Genomic DNA, 17,665 nt, shown 5'->3' with positions numbered 1-17,665 from the left:
GTCAGGGGTCAGGCGGACGGCATGACGCCGAGCAGGATTCCGGCGGTGAGGACGACGTAGGTGGCCAGGGTCACCGTGCCGGTGGAGAGGATGGTGGCTCCCTTGGGCTGGCGGACCAGCTGGTAGGCGATCAGGCCGGGGACGATGAATCCGAGGGTCTGGTTGCTGTACATCAGCGGGAACTGCTGCTGCAGCACGATGACCAGGGTCGCCTGCAGGGTCACGCCGGTCAGGACCACGGCGGAGAACAGCCGCTTGCCGTAGAGGATCACCAGGCGCTGCATGAGCAGGGTCGAGACGTAGGTCAGGACGGTGACGCCGACGACCATCGCCGCGCGCTGGAGGTCCTCCACCAGGGTCAGGGCGAGCCAGCCGGGGGTGATCATCCCGCCCGGGGAGAGGTTGGTCGTCAGGTAGCAGACCAGCGAGAACAGCAGGCCCAGGGCGATGCCGACAGCGGCTATCTCGGGGGTGAGGACGGCGGGGATCAACGGGACTCTCCAGGACTGTGCTGTTCTTCGGGGCGGGGTGCCTGCCGGGCGCGCGGCCGGGGATCGAACCAGGAGCTCTGCTGCTGCGGCGTGTGCGGGACGGACCCGGGCTCGGGCGCCGGGCCGGCGTCCCGCGGCGGCTCGGGCGCGGGTTCGAACGCGGGCGCGGGCTCGGGTTCGGGGCCGAACCCGGGCTCGGGCGCCGGCCGCGGTGAGGGGGTGGCGGGCCGTTCGAGGACCCGGAGCTGCTGGGTCTGCTCCGTCCGCTGGTACCGGGCCTCGTACGCGTCCGGATAGGCCATGTACGGGTCGAGGTGGGGCGTGTACGGCTCCGGGCGGTCCGGCGCCGCGTCCTCGGGGCCGTCCGCCGCCGCCTCCTCGTCGGGCGGCAGTTCGGCCAGGTGCTCCAGCAGTACCTCGCCCTGCCCGTGGATGTTGCCTATGGCCACCAGGGACGAGTCCGGCCCCAGCTGTCCGAGCAGTTCGGCCATGAACTCCTCGGGGTCGCGGCGGTCGCCGCCCAGGTCCACCGCACGGGACCGCCACTGGGCGGGGATCGCGTCCAGGGCGCTCTTGGTGGGGTTTCCGATCAGGAAGACCTTCTCCGGCTCCAGATCCGGGATCAGGTTGCCCATCTGGCCGTTGCGCTCCACCCGGTCGGGGCGGCAGTTGATCACCACGTTCAGGGGCCGGTGGATCGCGCCCAGGTCGAGCAGCTGGTTGATGTTCATCAAGGTGGACTCGGGGTCGTTCGCCGCGAAGACGTTGGCGAACCGCAGCCGCTTGCCGTCGGCGGTGCGGTACCGCTCGACGGAGAGCACACCCGGGTCCGGCGGCGCGTCGTACATGCCCTGGAGCGCGGTCTTCCGGTCCACGCCGAGGAGTTCGGCGACGGCCAGCGCGATGGCCACGTTCTCCTTGAAGGTGAACCAGCTGAAGCCGCGCAGCTCCTCGTCCGTGACGGTGTCGGGGTCGGCGTAGACCAGCTTGCAGTCCCGCGCGTCCGCCTCCTCCTGGAGGATGGCGAAGCGCTCCTTCTCGGCGGTCACGCAGATGCCGCCCTCGGGCATGGAGCGCGACAGCGAGCGCGCCACGTCGTCGAGGGTCGGCCCCATCTCGGCGAGGTGGTCCTCGCGCACGTTGCACAGCACACCGATGGTGGAGCGGATCAGCTTCGACTGGTTGATCTCCTGCAGGGCCGGCATGACGGCCATGCACTCGATCACCAGGGCGTCCGGGTCGTAGGCGGCGGCCCGCCGGACGATGCCGATCTGCTCCACCACGTTGGCGATGCCGAACTTGCGGTAGACCGGCTCCTCGGTGGCGTCCGGGTGGATGAACCGGGCCGCGGTGCCGGTGGTCTTGGCGACGGTGGTGAGCCCGCCGCCGCGCAGCGCGCCCGCGCACAGCCGGGTGATGGAGCTCTTGCCGCGGATGCCGTTGACCAGCACCCGGGCGGGGATGTGCTCCAGGTTGGCGAAGTGCCGCCGCTGTTCGACGATGCCCGCCAGCAGGAGGACGGCACCGCACGTCACCAGGACGGCGTAGAGGAAGAGCACGGGTGATCAGTTCCTTCCCACCGGGCCCGGCGCGGCGGCGCCGTCCCGTCTGCGCTGCTCCTGCAGGGTCTGCCGGATCAGCTCCAGGCTGCGTACGACGGCGCCGACCTCGTCGTGGTGGCGCGGGTAGAGGACGGTGCGGTGGTCCCCGTCGGCCAGGGCCTCCGCCTGGCGGGCCAGTTCGCGCAGCGGGCGCGCCACCACGATGTGGAGCCAGCCCAGGCAGGCGGCGGCCGCGGTCAGGCCGAGCAGGCCGGCCAGGACGGTGCGGTTCTGGAAGGTGTACTCGGGGATGTCCAGCCCGGCGGCCGACTGCCAGCTCACCACCGTCCAGCCCAGCGGCTTGGCCGCGCCTCCGCCGACGAACGGGGCCGCGGCGGCCATCTGGGTGCCGTCCTCGCCCCGGTACAGGACGCTGCTGGGGCGCGGGCTCATGCCCACCTGCTGGTTGGTGCCCTCCACGAGGGCGTCCAGCCGCCGGGACGGCAGCTTCTGGAAGGCCCGGTAGCCGGTGTTCCCGCCGATCACCCGGCGCTCCGCGTCCACGACCCGGACCTCGCCCAGGCCGGGCCGCTTGAGCAGCGAGTTGAGGAAGTCGATCCGGAACTCGCCCACCACGGCGGCCCCCTCACGGCCGGGCACCTCGGCGTAGCCGGTGATGACCGGCTCCTTGCCGCCCTCGCCGAGTACGGTGATCGCCTCGGCGGCGGGGCCCTCGCCGGCCGGGTGCCGGGGCTCCTCGCCCGCGCGGGCGAGGACCTGTCCGTCGGCGCCGAGGACGTACAGCGCCCGGTAGCGCAGGTGCTCCTCGGCGGTCCGCTCCAGAACCTCCGCCATGTCCTTGGCCGCCGTGCGGTCGCCGATCAGGGAGGCCACCGACACCAGGTCGGCATGGCCCTCGTTGAGGGCGCGCCGGACCCGGTCGGTCAGGGTGTCGGTCCGCTCCCGCTGGTCGTTGACGAGCTGCTGGGGGATGACGGCGGTGGAGTCGGCCCGGTTGAGCAGCAGGACCATCGGGGCGGACCACAGCAGCAGCAGAACCGCGCAGACCGACAGCATGGCGCGGATGCCGAACCGTCCGGCGGCGCGTCCCGGCGGGGGCGCGGACTCCGCGCCCTCGCGGCCCGCGTTCAGCAACTGGAGCCGCAGCCGCTCCAGGGCGCGGCCGATCCGGGCGGTCTCCCCGAATCTGGGCACGGTCACCGGCCGGTGCAGGTCCCCGCGGGTGAGGCGGCGGCTCTCCAGGAAGAGCCGGAGCAGGGGCCGCTGCACGGTTCCCAGCAGCAGTGCCACCGCCAGGGCCCCGATGACCAGCAGGGCGGCCGCGGCGATCAGCCCGAAGACCGTGTCGGTGGTGCGCGTGGGGTCCTCGGCGACGCCGACCATGGAGACCACGGTCAGGCCGAGTCCGGTGGCGACGGTGCTCTCACCGGGCTGCGGGGCGGCGAGAGTGGCGTAGCCGGCCACGAAGCGCTCACCCATGTACCGGTCGCCGGTCATGCTCCCGCTGACGCCGAGGAAGCCGCCGGCACCGGGTTCCTTGGTCTTCAGGGGGTGCCCGCCGGCCTTCTCGGTGGCGGCCTTCGAGAACGCCGCGAGCTGTTTCTCGGAGTGCTCGACCTCCTCGCGCTGGAGGTCGGTGAGGACCTGCTCCGGCTCGGGGATGCCGTCACTGCTGAGGATCGCGCCCGTCGAGTCGAGGACGGCGATGGCGCGGAACTTGCCGAGGCTGATGCCGGGGAACTTCAGGCTGCTGGAGGCGATCAGCAGCTGCTGGGGCTGCCCCTCCCAGGACAGCAGGGTCAGGGAGAGCAGCCTGGTCTCGCCGTTCTCCAGCCGGACCATGCGGGGGGCCAGGCCGTTCTCCTCGGCGAGCTTCCCGCGGTCGATCGCGGTGAGCGGCAGGGTCTCGCCACGGGCGGCCAGCAGCTTGCCCGACTCGATCTCGATGATCGCCGTACCGCGCCACTTCTGGTAGACGCTGCCGATCTTGTCGAGGACGGCGTCGGGTGTGACCGGCTCGCCGGCGTTGAAGAGGGCGGCCGCCCGGTTGAGGTCCGTGACGCTCTCGTCCAGGGAGGCGCGCAGTGCGATGGCGCCGTCCTCGGCGAAGTGCTGCTGGGACGTCAGCACGGCCTCGGAGACGGTGTCCTGCCCCACCCGGCCGAGGCTGAAGGCGGTGACTCCGGCCACGGAGAGCAGCAGGGCCGCGAGGATCGCGATGGGCGGCCGTATACCACCGAGCAGCGACATGTCAGCTCTTCGGCGGGCCTTCTGCCGCCGCTTCGGCTGCGAAGCGGCCACGACGGACGCTCCTCTCCTGGAGATTACGGGGGGATGGGTGTGCCACGCCGAAAAGAGCGTCGTGATGCACCGACCGCATACGACTCACGCATCGGTCGTAAGGTTGTACGGCTTCCGAAAGTGTGATCCACCCGTCTCGGGTGGCGGCGCCGGAGCCGGTCAGCCGGGGAGGCCCCGCAGAGGCCGGAGACCGTCCTCGGCGGCACCCCGGTTGAGCATGGTGCCCTCGGTGCGTTCGAAGGCGAGCCGGTAGCGGGAGCGCTGCTGGTCGGTCAGTCCGTCCCCGTTCCGCAGGGCCGCGGCCACGTCCACCAGGCGGTGGTCCGAGACCTGTTCCTCCCCCTCGGCCCCCTCGGCCGCGGCGCCGGAGTCCTCCTCCGCGTCCGGCGGGATGTCCACGAGGGTGGGCACGTAGCGAGCCGCCACGTCCCACTCCTCACCCCGCTGTGTGAACTCGAACCAGCCGATGACACCCTCCTCGGTGAGGCCGGTCGGGACGTCGTGCCGGGCGAGCTGGTTGCCGAGTCCGTATGCGATCCAGGTGCCGTTCACCTTCTCCATCGGCTGAACGACGTGCGCGTGGTGGCCGATCACCAGGTCGATGCCGGTCTCCTCGGCGATCCGGCGGCCCAGCTTCAGCTGCGAGGTGCTGGGGTTGGGCTGGTGCTCGCGTCCCCAGTGGATGCTGAGGATCACCACGTCGGCTCCCGCGGAGCGGGCCGCGCGCTCCGCGGCGGCGATCTCCTTGAAGGAGGTCCGGTTGGTGATCCAGGGCTTGTCCTGCGGTATCTCCCGGCCGTTGAAGCCGAACGCGAACGACAGCTGGGCCACCTTGACGCCCTTGACGTCCATGATCAGCGGCTTCTCCGCCTCCTCACGGCTGCGGGCCGAGCCGGTGTGCTTCACCCCGGCCTCGTCGAGGGCGTCCAGGGTCCGCTTCACGCCCGCCGGGCCGTGGTCGAGGGTGTGGTTCGAGGCGGTCGAGCAGGTGTCGTAGCCCACCTCGCGGATCGCCGTGGTGATCTGCGGGGGGACGAGGAAGTCCGGGTAGCTCTGGAAGGGGCCCTTCGGCGTGCCCACGACCGGCTCCATGTGGCAGATCGCCAGGTCGGCCTTGCTGATCACCGGTTTGATCCCCGCCATGACCGGGTTGAAGTCCAGGCCCGCCACCCCCTCGCCCGTGGCCTTGGCGTCCTTGGCGGCCTGGTCCACGAGCTGGGTGTGGATCAGGATGTCCCCGGCGGCGGCGACGCTGAAGGACCGGCCTCCCGCCGCCGGCTTGCCGTCGTCCTGCCCGTCGGCGCCGCACGCGGTCAGGGCGCTCGCGGCGAGTGCGAGGAGGAGGGGGAGGTGGTGGGCGCGCAGGCGGCCGGGGCGTCGTATCACGCCGGTATTTTTATCTTACGATGAAGGCCTTTTCCGCCAAGAAAATAACGATTCTGACAACCGTGCTGGTCATGGCCCTGCTGGCGGGAGGCGTGACGATCGCCACGCTGTCGCGGCAGCCGCACGCTCCGGCCGCGCCGAAGGGCCCGGAGATCCGGGCCGACCTGGAGCGGCACGTCACCTCGTTCACCTCCGCGTTCGGCCCGCACGGCGGTTACCGGCCGCCGGCGCGCGACGAGCGGCGGGCCGTGGCCGACGGCGTCGGGCTGCTCCTGGACGGGCGGCGGGAGGAGGCCGCGAGGCGACTGTCGTCCGTCGGATACGGCATGCTCACCCTGACCGACCGGGCCACCGGCCGAAGGTACGCCGAGATCGCCGAGAGCGACGGGAGCGGGGCCGGAACCGGCCGTGGCTGGGGCCGGGTCTACATCGACCTGGACAGTCCGCCCCGCTGGTCCGTCCAGGTCCCCCACCCCGTGGCCGACCACGACACCGAGAGGCTCGGGGTCGCCGTTCTGCGCGGGGCGCCCGGGGGTGTCCTGGTCCTGGCGGGGGCGCACCGCAGGGCGGGCCGGGGCGACGAGGCGGACGTCGCCCACCGCGTCGACACCGTCTTCCACGCGGTCTGCGGCGAACTGGTCGATCGGGGCATGCCCGGCATCCAGGTCCACGGCTTCGCCGACGACTCCGCGCCGGCGTACGACGCGATCGTCTCGACCGGCAGGGGCGAGGACGGACGCGAAGAGGCCCGCGGGCTGGCCCGCGAATTGCGGGACGGAGGGCTGGAGGTGTGCCGGGCCTGGGCCCGGCGATGCCCCCTGGAAGGACGCTCCAACCGTCAGGGGCGGCGGGCCGCCGCCGAGGAAGTGCCCTTTCTGCACCTGGAGTTCAGCCGGAGCGTCCGCGACGACGAGGAGCGCAGGACACGTACGGCCGAGGCGGTGGCGGCGACGGCGGCCGACTGGGGATGACGGCGGGACCTTCCCGGGAGACCGGGCCGGGAGTCCTCGCCGCCGGCCCGGCGGGTCACCCGCCGGGCCGGCGCGCGGAGCGTTCGGCGGCGAAGACGTCCTCCAGGCGGTAGAGCAGGGCGCGCCCCTGCCGCCCCGCCGGGGTGAGGCGGCCGAGCTGCACCCACTTGCGGATGGTGGCCGGGGTGACCGAGACCTCCCGGGCGGCCATCGCCGCGGTGACCAGCATCAGGCGCCACCGCCCCGCGGGCCGTCCGGCGGGCCGTGCTGTGGCCAGGAGTGCCGGTGGGCGGGGTCGGTGCGGCAGCCGCACCCGGGGTCGTCGCAGCGGCAGCCGGGGTTGATGCACAGCACGGCCCGGCGCTCGGGGAAGGCGCGCAGGGAGACGGAGCCGCACCACGGACAGCGCCCGTCCACGGCCGTCACCGCCTCGCTCCCGCCCAGCGCCCGCGAGCAGCGGCGGCCCATCCTGCGGGCCTCGTCCAGGACGTGCTCGGCGAGGACCGCGTCGCGGCCGATGCGGTCGAGCAGGCCCAGCAGGCGCCCGATCCGCCGGGGGACCCGTGCGCGCTGCGGGCGGGGGAGGCCGAGCCTGTCGTGCACGGCCTCCTCCAGCTCGGTGACGCCGTCGGTGATGTCGCGGATGGCGTCGGAGATGTGCAGGCGCAGCGGGGCGGTGGACCGGGAGCCCCCGGCGGGGCCGGGGGCCGGGCCGGGTACGGCCGGGCTGCGGCCGCCGGGCGCCAGTTCGGCGAGGAGCTCGGGGAACTGGCGGCGCAGTGCGTCCAGCCGGCGGGCGGTCTCGGTACGGACGGTGTCACTCACGCGGCCTCCTCCTTCTCTGCCGGCGCCGGCCGGTTCCGTAACGGATCGCGGCGGCCGGTGCCGGTCGGTGTGCGGGTGGCGGGTGCCATGGGCGACTCCCTCGGTGCGTAGCGCTGTTGGGTGCGGACCATATGATCCTATGTTGCGTGCTGGCGCGCAACAAATATTCGCCGGATCCCGCTCCGTCCGCCATTTCGTGCTCGATAGCACGTAATGCCGCGCGCGAAAGCACGTTATGCTGAGGGCCCACGAAGGGGGCGAGTCATGGCCGCAGCACAGGATCTGGAAGCTTTCGCGTCCTGGATCGAAGGGCTGATCCGGGAGCGGGGTTACGACATCGACAGCCCGCGGGGCGGCGGCAAGTCGCGGCTCGCCGACGCCGCCGGCGTGCACCGCGCGGCGATCACCCGGCTGCTGCAGCGGCACAGCATGCCCGATCTGGAGACCATGCGGCGGCTCGCCCGGGTGCTGAGGGTTCCGGTGCGGGAGATGCTCGTCCGCTCCGGTCAGCTCACCGACGAGGAGCTGCCGCTGCCGCCGTCCGCCAAGGGCTCCGCGAACAGTGGGGCGGAGGAGCCTCTCACCCTGGAGCGCGCCGCCGAGCTGCTGGGCATCCCGGCCGCGCAGCGGGAGATGTTCGTCAGGGTGGCGAGCCAATTCCTGCCCGAAGGGGGTCCTGCGGAGCCGCCCTCGCGCCGCCGCGCCTGACCGCCGCGCCGCCACGCGACCCCTCCCTCCGGCCCGGTCCCGCTCTCCCGCGGGGCCGGGCCGGAGGCCTGTGCGGGTGTCGGCGGCAGCCGTCGCCGACGGCCGTCATCGGCCGGTCGCGGAGCTCCTTCCCGTGCTTCACGTCCGCTCCCGGACGGTGCGACGCGGGTTCTCCGGAAAGTTCTCGCCTCTTACTAGTTGCGCGCTCGCACGATCTGGTTCACACTTGGAAGCAGCGGCGGAGCTGTGCCCGTATCCCGGGCGCTGCCCGCCGTTCGTCATGGGCGGGCCCTGCGGCCCGCCCGCCCTCTTCAAGGAAGGAGGAGGCGCGTGGTTGATCCGCTGCTGGCGTTCCCGGACGTCGAGCGTCTGATCGTCGACTTCCTCGGCGACCGCCCGGAGCTCACCGGAGTGACGGTGGACAACGTCCCGCCGGCCGGCTTCGACGGAACCCAGCGCGTGGTGCTGGTCTCCCGGGTGGGCGGGGCGTGGGTCGACGACCTCCACCTCGACAACCCCCTGGTGGAACTCGAGGTCTACGGACCGGACAAGACCACGGCCCACACCGACTCGCTGGGCATGCGCGCCGCGCTGCTGCGGCTGCGCGGCACCACCCACGGGACGGCCACGGTCACCGACGTGGTCGAGGCGGACGGCGTCCGCTGGCTGCCCGACTACAACCGGCTCGACGCCAACCGCTACCTGACCACGGTGCGGCTGTCGCTCACCCCGGCCCAGGCCGCCTGACGACCGTCACGCCGCCCCACCGCACCACCCCGTAACAGGGCCCCGCACGAAGCGCGGGGCCCTTCGCACGAGCGCGGAGACGCGATCCGCGCTCCGAACCGAGGAGTCGCCTCACATGGCAGGTATGAACCCCAACCAGATCCGCGTGGCCGGCAACGGCCGCATCCTCGTCGCCCCGCTGGGCACCGCCGCTCCGGCCGACACCGCCTCCGAGTGGGGCACCGGCTGGACCGACGTCGGCTACACCAGCTCCGACGGCGTGAAGTTCGGCCGCAAGGAGAAGACCTCCCAGGTCGACACCTGGCAGTCCGTCGGCCCGGCCCGCTTCATCTACGAGGACCGGGACATGACGGTGAAGTTCAGCATGCTCCAGTTCAACCCGGACACCCTGCCGCTGTACTTCGGCGGCGGCGAGGTCAGGGAGACCGCGACCGGATCGGGCGTGTACCAGTACGACGTGCTCTCCGACCCGATCCCGGACGAGCGGTCGCTGGGCCTGGAGTTCACCGACGGCGAGGAGGTCGTCTACCGCTTCGTCCTGCCGCGCGGCCAGGTCACCGACACCGACGAGGTCGAGATGAACCGCAAGGGCTCGCTGAAGCTCGGCGTCACCTTCACGGCGATGGCGGTCGACGCCGCCACCCCGCTGGCCACCTGGCTGGTCAAGGACCCCGACTTCGCAGGCACCGCCCCGGCGGCCTGATCCGTTCCGCGGGCTGGACCGCACAGCACAGCGAGCACAGCACCGGCGCCGGGCCCTCGGGCCCGGCGCCCTCCGCTTCCGTCCCGATCCCGACACCCCGACACCCCGACACCCCGACACCCCGGCAAGGAGCCGACCAGACATGACCACGTTCGACGTCAACGCCGCACGCGCCCAGCGCACGGAGGCCCTGGGCCGCGCCTGGACCTTCACCATCGACGGCGACACCTTCGAGATGCCCGGCGAGCTCAGCCGCCGTACCGCCCGCGCCCTGCGCGAGCTGGACGACAACGACATCGACGGCCTGCTGCGCCTGCTGCTGGGCGAGGAGCAGTTCGACCGCTTCGACCGGCACGACGTCTCCATGCAGGACGTCGCCGCGATCCTGGAGGCGTACGGGAAGGCCACCGGGCTCGGCCTGGGGGAAGGCTGAGCCTCGACGCGTTCGTCGACGAACACGCCGAGGCACTGGAAGCCGACCTGCTCCGGTACTACGGGGTCGATCTCCTGGACTGGTACCGCGGCGGGCTCTCCTCCCGCCGCCTGGCCGTCCTGATCCGCCACCTTCCGCGCGACAGCGCGGTCAACCTCGCCGACCACGGGGAGGCGGCCCAGTGGGGCGCGGCCGAGCACCTGCTGGCCGCGGCCGTGGACCATCTGGCGGCGGCGAACTGGATGACGGCCGCGCTCCACCGCGACGAGGACGACGAGCCGCCGGAGTACCCGGAGCCGGTCCCCCGGCCCGGACAGCGGCCGGAGGGGTCGGAGGGGTCGGAGGGGCCGGAACCTCGGGAACGGGGTTCGGGTGAAGGGGAGTTGGGCGACACGCCCGGCGCCGAGCCGGAGCGCGCGCCCGTCTCCGGCCCCTCCGCGCGGGAGCTGGCCCGCTTCTTCGGCTGAAGGAGGCCGCCGGCGGGCCGTCCCCGCCCGCTTCCCGGCGGGCGGGGACGGCTCCGGTCCGTACCAAAACGAAACTGTGTTCGATTTTTTGCTCGGTGCGGCCGTATGATGACGCTGGGTACGCAACACCCCCACCTCCGTTGCGCGCCCGTGACCCCCGTGTACGCATCCAAGCAGGTCATATGGCATCACGAGCCGGAGAGGGTGATAGGGGTGGCGACGGAGAGCTACGAGACCGGCCAGGACACGACCCGCGCGGAGGCCGCCGGAGAGCTCCAGCGACTGCTGGGCGGGATATTCCGGCGCCTGGACGGGCCCGCCGCGGAGCAACTGCTCCTCGCGGTCCGCGCGGAGCTGGACGCCCGCGACGCCCGCGCCTACGCCGCCGGCTGGCAGGACGCGATGGAGGCCGCCGGGGGCGAGCGGGCCGGGTGAGGGGGTGGCCGCTCTAGACCCCGGAGGCGGCTGCCCGGAGGAAGACGAAGGAGGAGCCGGCCGCGACGCCCGCGCCGATGAAGAATCTGGACACGTCGAGTACGTCCGCGATGACCGGACCGAGCTCGCCGTTGACGACTCCCCGGTGCGCCGGATTCCCGGGGTTGTAGGTGACGAGCGCGGTCTCCCCCACCTTCGGCGGAGGGCGTGTGCCGGGCCCGGTGAGCGCCTCGCGGGTGCGTCCCCCGGTGTCCTCGTAGCGCACCACGCCGATCACGGCTCCGTGTCTCGTCCGCTGGTGGCCGACGCACACGCCGGTGGTCGTCTCGCCGAACCGGGCCCTGTTCCGTTCCCGGACGGTGAACACGAGGTGCCGAACCCCGCGCTGCAGTATGTACAGGGTGAGCATGGAAGCCGCGATTCCCAGCACCGGGAACATCTCTCGAACCTATCAACGCCCCGGGAAGGAGAGGCGCCCGGCTCGGCCGGGGGCCGAAGCGCGTGAAGGTGACCTGGGACGGCGGTGGCCGCGCGGGCTCCCCGGTCCACCACGGTTTCGGTGCCTCCGAGGGGATCGAGGTCTCCGGCTCCGAGGCCGTCGAGGTGATCACCGTTCCCTGGCCGGGCCGCCTGGAGTTCGACACGGAACGGTGGTCCGTCCGCCGTATCCGGTAAACGGCGGAGGTCGGCGGCGCGCTCGTCGAGAGGCTCCCGGGGAGAGGGGTCAGGTGAGCGCTGCGACGAAACGGTGAGCGGCTGTCAACCCCGCAGCCGTTCCGACGGTGTTGGCACACAACAGGAGGAGGTTCTGACCCGTGGAGAAGGGCCTTCCCTCGGGATCGGCCACCAGGGCCGTGAACCGCTCCTTGCTCAGTCCCCACACCATGCCGCGCACGCCCACAGGTTTTCCGGACACGAGGAGAAGGCCCGCGGCCGCGGCCAAAGCAACCGACCCACCCACCGGGTGAGCCGCTGTCAAAAGCACCGTCGCATCCGCGGCGAGGAGCAGCGGAACGATGAGCCGGTACGCCTCGTGCCCCCTCCGGTACGGGCGGAAGACGACCCAGTTCAGGAAAAACGTGTACAGCATGGAGATGGGCAGGAGGAATATCGCCGCGACGATCTGCGTCGTTTGCTCCATGGAGCAGGCGACGCCCGAGTACCGCGATCCGCACCCTCCCGTGACCACCATTTCGCGGTAAATCAGGTAGACCGCCCCCAGTAGAGCGGCAGCGATTCCGGTGAGCATCGCCATCAACGCGTAGGTGGCGAACGTCGGCCGGACGGAGGCCGCTCTCTCTGGCATGTCGTTGATACCACCTTCAGCAGGGCAGGCCGCCCCTGGGCCGGCCGCTGCCCATTAGACCCAACAGAGAGGTGCGATGTCGACCCCGACCGAGAAACAGGAAACCGCGAGCACGCGTCTTGAGCGTGTGGAAAAGGACGTCGAGGCGCTCAAGACAGACGCTGCACAGAAGGCGAAGCTCCTTGAACACGCCGAGACCGCGCTCAAACCCGAGGCGATCGGAGCGGCCGTCACCGGCGCTCTGGTCGCGAGTGGGGTAAACGTACTGTCACTGGGGTTTTCACCCGTAAAAGCGGAAATCCCAACGATCAAGGACTTCTCCCCGAGGATCGACTCTTATCTGGACAGGAAGTTCGGCTGGACCTCGCAGGCGCTGCGCACCGAGCGTGAGCTGGAGCGCCGTTTCTCGGGTATCGAGCTTCAGCTCGAACTGCACGACACCAAGATCAAGGTCTTGGGGGAGAAAGTGGACGAGGTGCGAACCGTCGCCGGGCGGGCCGACACATCGGCCAGGAGCGCCAGGACCCGCCAGGCGGCGACGGCCAGAGCGGTGCAAGGCGTCGGTCCCCGCCGACCGCTGGATTTTTCCGGCGAGACCACCACCAGACAGGTGGCGGCCCAAGTCCGCAACCTCGAGTTCTACATCAACCGGCTGATTGCCGCGCTTTCCTGAGACGTCTGCCGGGGAGCGGCTCTTTCGGTACGGCGTTCCTGCCGAGTCGGGGAAACACCGTCCTGGCGCGCCCAGGACGGCGGGCCCGACCGCGCGAGGCCTTCGCGTTCGTGTTCGGCTCACCTCCGCGTACCGCGTCTTCGGGGAGGCGCGGCACCCCAGTCGGCATCCCGCTGATACGCCGGTGCGTTCGGTCCGGTCGACGGGCGGGGAGAGGCCCAGACCCCACCCGGGTGATCGGCGAAGGCAGTGGCCGGGACGGACCTCCCGCCGAAGACCTACCGGCCGGACCGGACACGCCTGTCCGGCCCCCGGCGAGATCGTGTCACCAGCCCCAAGGGAGACCCATGTCACTCAGCAGTGCGCTGCAACGGGCCTCGGGCACGTTGCGGCAGTTCAAATCGGCCTCGGACACGGCCGGACGGGCCGCGACCGGCCTGGGCCGGCAGGCGGCCGCCGCGGACCGGAGCGTCACGCGGATCACCACCGGCGCGAGAAACACCAACAAGGAACTGACGACGATGAAGAGGGCGGCCGACCAGGCCGCCCTCTCCGTTTCCAAGCTGGGCCGCGAGGCCGCCAAGAGCGGCCCGCAGATGACGCGGATGCAGCAGGGGGCCAAGAAGGCCTCCGGCGGCTTCAAGCAGCTCAACAAGGAGATGAAGGGCAACATCTTCGGGATGCTGCTCTCGCTGCTCACACCGGTCATCGAGAAGATCGTCGCGATGGCCACCCAGTCGAAGACCATGCAGCGGGTGATGAAGAAGGTCTTCACCGTGGTCGGCGAGGTCCTCAAGAAGGCCATGAAGGTCATCGGGCCGCTGCTGAGCAGCCTGGGCAGGATCTTCAAGTCGGTCTTCAACGGCATCAGGACGGCCGTGTCCGTGGTGGTCAAGGCCATCGTGAAGGTCGTCAGGACCTACTTCGCCATCTGGAAGGCCGTCATCACCACGGCCGTCCGGGCCGTCCGCAACACCATCGGCGCCGTGATGAACGGCATCAGGAAGGTCGTCCAGCCCGTCGTCAACTGGATCAGGACCACGATTCCGGCCGCGTTCCGCGCCGTGCGGGACAGGATGAGCCAGATCTGGGGCCGGCTCTCCGGCATCGCCTCACGGGCCTTCGGCAAGGTCAAGAACGGCGTCAGAGGGCCGGTCAACGGCGTCATCGACATCATCAACCGGGCGATCCGGCGCATCAACGGCATCAAGGTGTCGATCCCCGGCTGGGTGCCGATGGTCGGCGGCAAGACCTTCGGCGTCAGCCTGCCCACCATCCCCAGGCTCGCCGAGGGCGGTGTCGTCACCCCCCGCTCCGGCGGCGTGCCCGCGATCCTCGCCGAGGCGGGAGAGGCCGAGGCCGTACTGCCGCTGTCCAAGCTGGAATCGCTGCTGGGACGGACCGCCACCCGGGCGGCACGGGGTGCGCCCGGTCCCTACGGCACGGGAGCCGCGGCGGCCGGAGCCGGCGGACTGCACATCGAGCACTACTACGCCGCCGAGGCCGGCGACCCGCAGCGGACCGCCGACGCGCTGATGCTCCTGGCCAAGGCCCGCGGATGAGGACCGGACGCGCACCACGCCCGCGGACGGAAAGGACGGGGAGGACGGAAGGAGGTGGAGGGCCGTGCCGTTGAACCAACTGGCCCTGGCCCGACCCGCGTTCACCGGCTTCGGCGGAGCGCTGGGCCAGGCCCGCCAGTCCCTGGCCGCCAACACCCGGGCGGTGCGGGCCGCGCAGCGGGCGGCGGCGGCCGTACGCGGATCCGCCCAGCGCTCCGCGGCCGAACTGCGGCGCACGCTCCCCGCGGCCGGGGCCGCCGGCCAGGGGCTGGCGGGCCTGGGACGCCGGGCGGGCGCCGCGCACCCGCAACTGACCGCGGCCCGGCCGCGTACGGCCGCCGCGAGCCGGGAGCTGAAGCGGATCAGGAGCGGCGCGGCGCAGGCGGCGACGCTCTCCGGCGGCATCTCCAAGGGCGCCGGCCTCTTCGGCCGGCTCGGCGGCGTGTTCGGCGTCGGACTGCGCCTGGGCGCCGGGGTGATGAAACTGGTCAACACCGTGATGAAGGCCAACCCCTGGGGGCTGGCGCTCTCCCTGGTCGCCCCGCTGGTCCTCTACCTGGTCGACGCCGCCGCGCGGTCCGAGGCCGGGCAGCGGATCATCCAGCAGGGCAGCGCGGCCCTGACGCAGGGCGTGCGGACGGTCGCCAAGGTGATCGAGCCCGCCGTGCGGACGGTGGTGAAGATCGCCACCGGCTACGTACGGGGCTACCTCACGGTCGTCACCGCGGTGGTGAAGTGGCTGGCGGACATGGTGCGCGACCCCATGGGCACCATGCGGCGGACCGTCTCCTCGGCGGGCGGCGCGCTGCGCTCGATCGCCGGCCGCACCATGGGCCGGATCAGGGGCGCCGTCCGCTCGGCGCTGAACTGGCTCACGACCGGGCCCCGCAAGGGGTTCGACCGGGTCGCCGGAGCGACGCGCCGCGTCCTGGGCGGGATCGCCGGGTTCCTGGAGTCGGGCATGCAGCTGGTGCTGCACGTCCTCAAGGCGCCCATCAACGGGCTGATCGCCTTCGCCAACTGGCTGATCGACGGCCTCAACAGCCTCAGCTTCAGCGTCCTCGGCAAGAAGTTCGGCGTGAACATCTCCAGGATCCCGCAACTGGCCGCGGGCGGCGTCGTCCTGCCCCGGCGCGGGGGAGTTCCGGCGGTCGTGGCCGAGGCGGGCGAGGCCGAGGCCGTACTGCCGCTGCCCGCGCTGCGCCGGCTGATGGACCGCGCCGCCCGCCACACCGCCTCCGCGCGGATGCGGGGAGGACGGATCGAGCACTACACCGAACCCGCCGAACGCGGGCCGCTGGGCGTCGCCGACGACCTGCTCTTCCTCGCCCGCACCGCCCACCCCGCCCGCCCCGCGCAGCCGGGCGCCGCGGTGCCGGTCGCGGGGACGGGAGCGGCACCGTGAACAGGAAGCGAGGACAACGAACGTGATCGACACCGGACAACTCCACAACGGCCAGGACACTCCCCCCGGCTCACTGATCACCCGCGACGGGCAGATCCAGTGGGCCGGGGCTCTTTTCGGCCCCGGCACCCCCTACCAGATCGACGCCAAGGGCATCACCGGCTGGGACGACCTGCCGGACCTGGAGACCGGCGACGTCGCCCTGCCCGACCGCCACGGCGCCTGGCCCGGCGCACGATGGGCCAAGCCCCGCACCGTCTCGGCGACCGTCTGGCTGCTGCCGGACACCGCCGGGCAGGCGCGCGGCACGATGCGCGGCTTCCGCGCCGCCACCGTCCCCGACGGCGGCGAGCGGTGGCTGGCGGTACGGCTGCACGGCGAGACGCTGGCCTGCCGCGCCCGCGTCAGCCGCCGCGTCGTCCCCCAGGACCGCGGCTACGTGGTGCAGGGCGCGGCCAGGGCCGAACTGCAGTGGGTGGCCACCGACCCGCGCCGCTTCGGCGTCCGGGAGCAGCGCGCCGTACTGCGCCTGCCGCAGCCGGAGAGCGGCCTGGCCTGGACGGCTCCGGGCGCCCCCGAGCCGGGGCCGGACACCGGGCCGGAGGCCGGCCTGGCCTGGCCGCTGGACTGGGGCACCACCGGATCCACCGGCACCGTGACCGCCCACAACTCCGGGGAGACGGCCGCGCACCCGGTGATCGAGTTCCGCGGCCCGGTGCACCGCCCGTCGCTGACCCGGCTGACGGACGGGCTGCGGCTGAGTTACGGCATCACCCTCGCCGCCGGCGAGGTACTGACCGTGGACACCCAGGCGGGGACGGTCGTCCTCAACGGGACCGCCTCCCGGCTGTACACCGCCACCGCCCGCTCGGCGCCCGAGCAGCTGTTCCTGCTGGAGCCCGGAGCCACCCCGCTGGCCTTCCGCTCCGGCGACAACGGCCCCGGCCCCGGCCCCGGCGCCACCGCCACCGTGCGCTGGCGCGACGCCCACTGGTGACCGGCGGCCCGCCGCCGCACCCGCACCGCAACAACCCACCACGATCCACACGATCCACAGGAGGAACCCCATGCCCGTGCGTACCGCATGGCTGCTCAACCGCACCGAGGACGGCGCCGGCCAGTCCCGCGCCGACACCCGCCTGGCCCCGACCGGCACCATGACCCCGGCCGGACAGCTCGCCTCGCGCGACGGCGTGATCCCCGGCTCCCCGGACGGCGCGTGGGCGCTGTCCGGGCTCTACGTCTACGGCCAGTCCGCCGGCATGACCGCCACGGTCGCCTCCGGCCGAGCCGTCGTCCAGGGCGACGAGTCCGCGGGCGCCTACCCCGTCGCCCTCACCGAGTACACCCCGGTCACCTTCGCCGACGGCGACCCCGACAACCCCCGGATCGACCTGGTGGTGCTGCGGGTGTACGACGAGACCCAGGACACCTCCTCCGGCCGCACCGAGGCGGCCGTGGAGATCGTCCAGGGCACCCCGGCCGCCACTCCCGAGGCCCCCGCCACCCCGCGCGCCGCACTCGCCCTGGCCGCCGTCCTGGTTCCCGCGGGCGCCTCGGAGGGCACCGGCGGCATCGACTGGAACTCGGCCGTCAGCGACCTGCGCCGCGCCACCGTCGCCGTCGGCGGCATCGTGCCGGAGGACTGGCCCAGGGACATCCCCGGCAGCTACCCCGGCCAGTACCGGGA

20 protein-coding genes and 1 pseudogene are annotated in these 17,665 nt (G+C 72.4%); 13 read left to right on the top strand and 8 right to left on the bottom strand.

Annotated elements, in window-relative coordinates; translation table 11 throughout:
• Nucleotides 1-8: 8 nt before the first annotated feature.
• From L7D48_RS03585 to L7D48_RS03570, 4 genes are all read right to left on the bottom strand, one after another.
• The gene (locus L7D48_RS03585; protein WP_237877276.1) at nt 9-491 is read right to left on the bottom strand and encodes a poly-gamma-glutamate biosynthesis protein PgsC/CapC; all 483 of its coding nucleotides are present in this window, start codon (nt 489-491) and stop codon (nt 9-11) included.
• A complete protein-coding gene (pgsB, locus tag L7D48_RS03580) occupies nt 488-2,050 on the bottom strand; it encodes a poly-gamma-glutamate synthase PgsB (protein ID WP_237877274.1) in 1,563 nt (520 codons plus the stop codon). The genes L7D48_RS03585 and pgsB overlap by 4 nt, the downstream gene beginning before the upstream one ends.
• A 6-nt stretch (nt 2,051-2,056) precedes the next feature.
• Nucleotides 2,057-4,303: a HAMP domain-containing protein gene (locus L7D48_RS03575; protein ID WP_237877313.1), complete on the bottom strand. Its 2,247-nt coding sequence runs from the start codon at nt 4,301-4,303 to the stop codon at nt 2,057-2,059.
• A 210-nt stretch (nt 4,304-4,513) separates the two neighbouring features.
• The gene (locus tag L7D48_RS03570; protein WP_237877273.1) at nt 4,514-5,740 is read right to left on the bottom strand and encodes a CapA family protein; all 1,227 of its coding nucleotides are present in this window, start codon (nt 5,738-5,740) and stop codon (nt 4,514-4,516) included.
• A gap of 71 nt (nt 5,741-5,811) precedes the next feature.
• Between L7D48_RS03570 and L7D48_RS03565 the strand changes: the two genes are divergently transcribed.
• Nucleotides 5,812-6,711 (top strand): hypothetical protein, encoded by a 900-nt coding sequence (locus L7D48_RS03565; RefSeq protein WP_237877310.1) that lies wholly within the window; start codon nt 5,812-5,814, stop codon nt 6,709-6,711.
• A 55-nt stretch (nt 6,712-6,766) separates the two neighbouring features.
• Here L7D48_RS03565 and L7D48_RS03560 read toward each other — a convergent pair whose 3' ends face one another.
• Nucleotides 6,767-6,940 carry a helix-turn-helix domain-containing protein gene (locus tag L7D48_RS03560; RefSeq protein ID WP_237877272.1) on the bottom strand — a complete coding sequence of 58 codons (174 nt, stop codon included), beginning with the start codon at nt 6,938-6,940 and terminating at the stop codon, nt 6,767-6,769.
• A complete protein-coding gene (locus L7D48_RS03555) occupies nt 6,940-7,536 on the bottom strand; it encodes a hypothetical protein (RefSeq protein ID WP_237877271.1) in 597 nt (198 codons plus the stop codon). Before L7D48_RS03555 ends, L7D48_RS03560 begins: the two co-directional genes overlap by 1 nt.
• Nucleotides 7,537-7,800: 264 nt before the next feature.
• Between L7D48_RS03555 and L7D48_RS03550 the strand changes: the two genes are divergently transcribed.
• The 6 genes from L7D48_RS03550 to L7D48_RS03525 all read left to right on the top strand — a co-directional run bounded on the left by L7D48_RS03550 (nt 7,801) and on the right by L7D48_RS03525 (nt 11,029).
• On the top strand, nt 7,801-8,244 hold the full coding sequence (locus tag L7D48_RS03550) for a helix-turn-helix transcriptional regulator (RefSeq protein ID WP_237877270.1): 444 nt from the start codon (nt 7,801-7,803) through the stop codon (nt 8,242-8,244).
• Between the two features lie 330 nt (nt 8,245-8,574).
• A complete protein-coding gene (locus tag L7D48_RS03545) occupies nt 8,575-8,991 on the top strand; it encodes a hypothetical protein (protein WP_237877269.1) in 417 nt (138 codons plus the stop codon).
• Nucleotides 8,992-9,106: 115 nt separating this feature from the next.
• Complete coding sequence (locus L7D48_RS03540; protein WP_237877268.1) at nt 9,107-9,694, top strand: phage tail protein; 588 nt, start codon at nt 9,107-9,109, stop codon at nt 9,692-9,694.
• Between the two features lie 142 nt (nt 9,695-9,836).
• Nucleotides 9,837-10,127 (top strand): hypothetical protein, encoded by a 291-nt coding sequence (locus tag L7D48_RS03535; protein ID WP_093846786.1) that lies wholly within the window; start codon nt 9,837-9,839, stop codon nt 10,125-10,127.
• A gap of 215 nt (nt 10,128-10,342) precedes the next feature.
• Complete coding sequence (locus L7D48_RS29380) at nt 10,343-10,594, top strand: hypothetical protein (RefSeq protein ID WP_308312211.1); 252 nt, start codon at nt 10,343-10,345, stop codon at nt 10,592-10,594.
• A gap of 213 nt (nt 10,595-10,807) precedes the next feature.
• Nucleotides 10,808-11,029 (top strand): hypothetical protein, encoded by a 222-nt coding sequence (locus L7D48_RS03525; protein WP_093846784.1) that lies wholly within the window; start codon nt 10,808-10,810, stop codon nt 11,027-11,029.
• A 13-nt stretch (nt 11,030-11,042) separates the two neighbouring features.
• On the opposite strand, the gene L7D48_RS03520 is transcribed toward L7D48_RS03525, so the two are convergent.
• Nucleotides 11,043-11,468 carry a DUF3592 domain-containing protein gene (locus tag L7D48_RS03520; protein WP_237877267.1) on the bottom strand — a complete coding sequence of 142 codons (426 nt, stop codon included), beginning with the start codon at nt 11,466-11,468 and terminating at the stop codon, nt 11,043-11,045.
• 62 nt (nt 11,469-11,530) lie between these two features.
• Here L7D48_RS03520 and L7D48_RS03515 point away from each other — a divergent pair, with 62 nt between their 5' ends.
• Entirely contained in the window at nt 11,531-11,704 is a 174-nt protein-coding gene (locus L7D48_RS03515; protein ID WP_237877266.1) for a hypothetical protein, read from the top strand.
• A 49-nt stretch (nt 11,705-11,753) separates the two neighbouring features.
• Here the strand turns inward: L7D48_RS03515 and L7D48_RS03510 are convergent, their stop codons facing one another.
• Nucleotides 11,754-12,335, bottom strand: coding sequence for a hypothetical protein (locus L7D48_RS03510; protein ID WP_237877265.1), 582 nt, complete (start codon nt 12,333-12,335; stop codon nt 11,754-11,756).
• 76 nt (nt 12,336-12,411) lie between these two features.
• Between L7D48_RS03510 and L7D48_RS03505 the strand changes: the two genes are divergently transcribed.
• From L7D48_RS03505 to L7D48_RS03485, 5 genes and pseudogenes are all read left to right on the top strand, one after another.
• Nucleotides 12,412-13,008 carry a hypothetical protein gene (locus L7D48_RS03505; RefSeq protein ID WP_237877264.1) on the top strand — a complete coding sequence of 199 codons (597 nt, stop codon included), beginning with the start codon at nt 12,412-12,414 and terminating at the stop codon, nt 13,006-13,008.
• A gap of 347 nt (nt 13,009-13,355) precedes the next feature.
• Nucleotides 13,356-14,570, top strand: a complete 1,215-nt coding sequence (locus L7D48_RS03500) for a phage tail protein (RefSeq protein WP_237877263.1) — start codon at nt 13,356-13,358, stop codon at nt 14,568-14,570.
• Nucleotides 14,571-14,634: 64 nt separating this feature from the next.
• Nucleotides 14,635-15,975 (top strand): hypothetical protein, encoded by a 1,341-nt coding sequence (locus L7D48_RS03495; protein ID WP_237877262.1) that lies wholly within the window; start codon nt 14,635-14,637, stop codon nt 15,973-15,975.
• A 25-nt stretch (nt 15,976-16,000) separates the two neighbouring features.
• Nucleotides 16,001-16,972, top strand: a complete 972-nt coding sequence (locus L7D48_RS03490; protein ID WP_237877306.1) for a phage tail family protein — start codon at nt 16,001-16,003, stop codon at nt 16,970-16,972.
• Nucleotides 16,973-17,042: 70 nt separating this feature from the next.
• Nucleotides 17,043-17,665, top strand: a pseudogene (locus L7D48_RS03485) (hypothetical protein); the annotation flags it as partial.

The organism is Streptomyces sp. ICN903 (assembly GCF_022015835.1).
Lineage (GTDB): Bacteria > Actinomycetota > Actinomycetes > Streptomycetales > Streptomycetaceae > Streptomyces > Streptomyces fenghuangensis.
This window is presented reverse-complemented; position numbering and strand designations above follow the sequence as displayed.

Bases quoted from the DNA above. Each gene is read 5' to 3' on its own strand.
- L7D48_RS03575 (WP_237877313.1), bottom strand. From the start codon at position 4,303: ATGTCGCTGCTCGGTGGTATACGGCCGCCCATCGCGATCCTCGCGGCC.
- L7D48_RS03520 (WP_237877267.1), bottom strand. From the start codon at position 11,468: ATGTTCCCGGTGCTGGGAATCGCGGCTTCCATGCTCACCCTGTACATA.
- L7D48_RS03560 (WP_237877272.1), bottom strand. From the start codon at position 6,940: ATGCTGGTCACCGCGGCGATGGCCGCCCGGGAGGTCTCGGTCACCCCG.
- L7D48_RS03550 (WP_237877270.1), top strand. From the start codon at position 7,801: ATGGCCGCAGCACAGGATCTGGAAGCTTTCGCGTCCTGGATCGAAGGG.
- L7D48_RS03535 (WP_093846786.1), top strand. From the start codon at position 9,837: ATGACCACGTTCGACGTCAACGCCGCACGCGCCCAGCGCACGGAGGCC.
- L7D48_RS03500 (WP_237877263.1), top strand. From the start codon at position 13,356: ATGTCACTCAGCAGTGCGCTGCAACGGGCCTCGGGCACGTTGCGGCAG.
- L7D48_RS03505 (WP_237877264.1), top strand. From the start codon at position 12,412: ATGTCGACCCCGACCGAGAAACAGGAAACCGCGAGCACGCGTCTTGAG.
- L7D48_RS03565 (WP_237877310.1), top strand. From the start codon at position 5,812: ATGGCCCTGCTGGCGGGAGGCGTGACGATCGCCACGCTGTCGCGGCAG.
- L7D48_RS03540 (WP_237877268.1), top strand. From the start codon at position 9,107: ATGGCAGGTATGAACCCCAACCAGATCCGCGTGGCCGGCAACGGCCGC.
- L7D48_RS03510 (WP_237877265.1), bottom strand. From the start codon at position 12,335: ATGCCAGAGAGAGCGGCCTCCGTCCGGCCGACGTTCGCCACCTACGCG.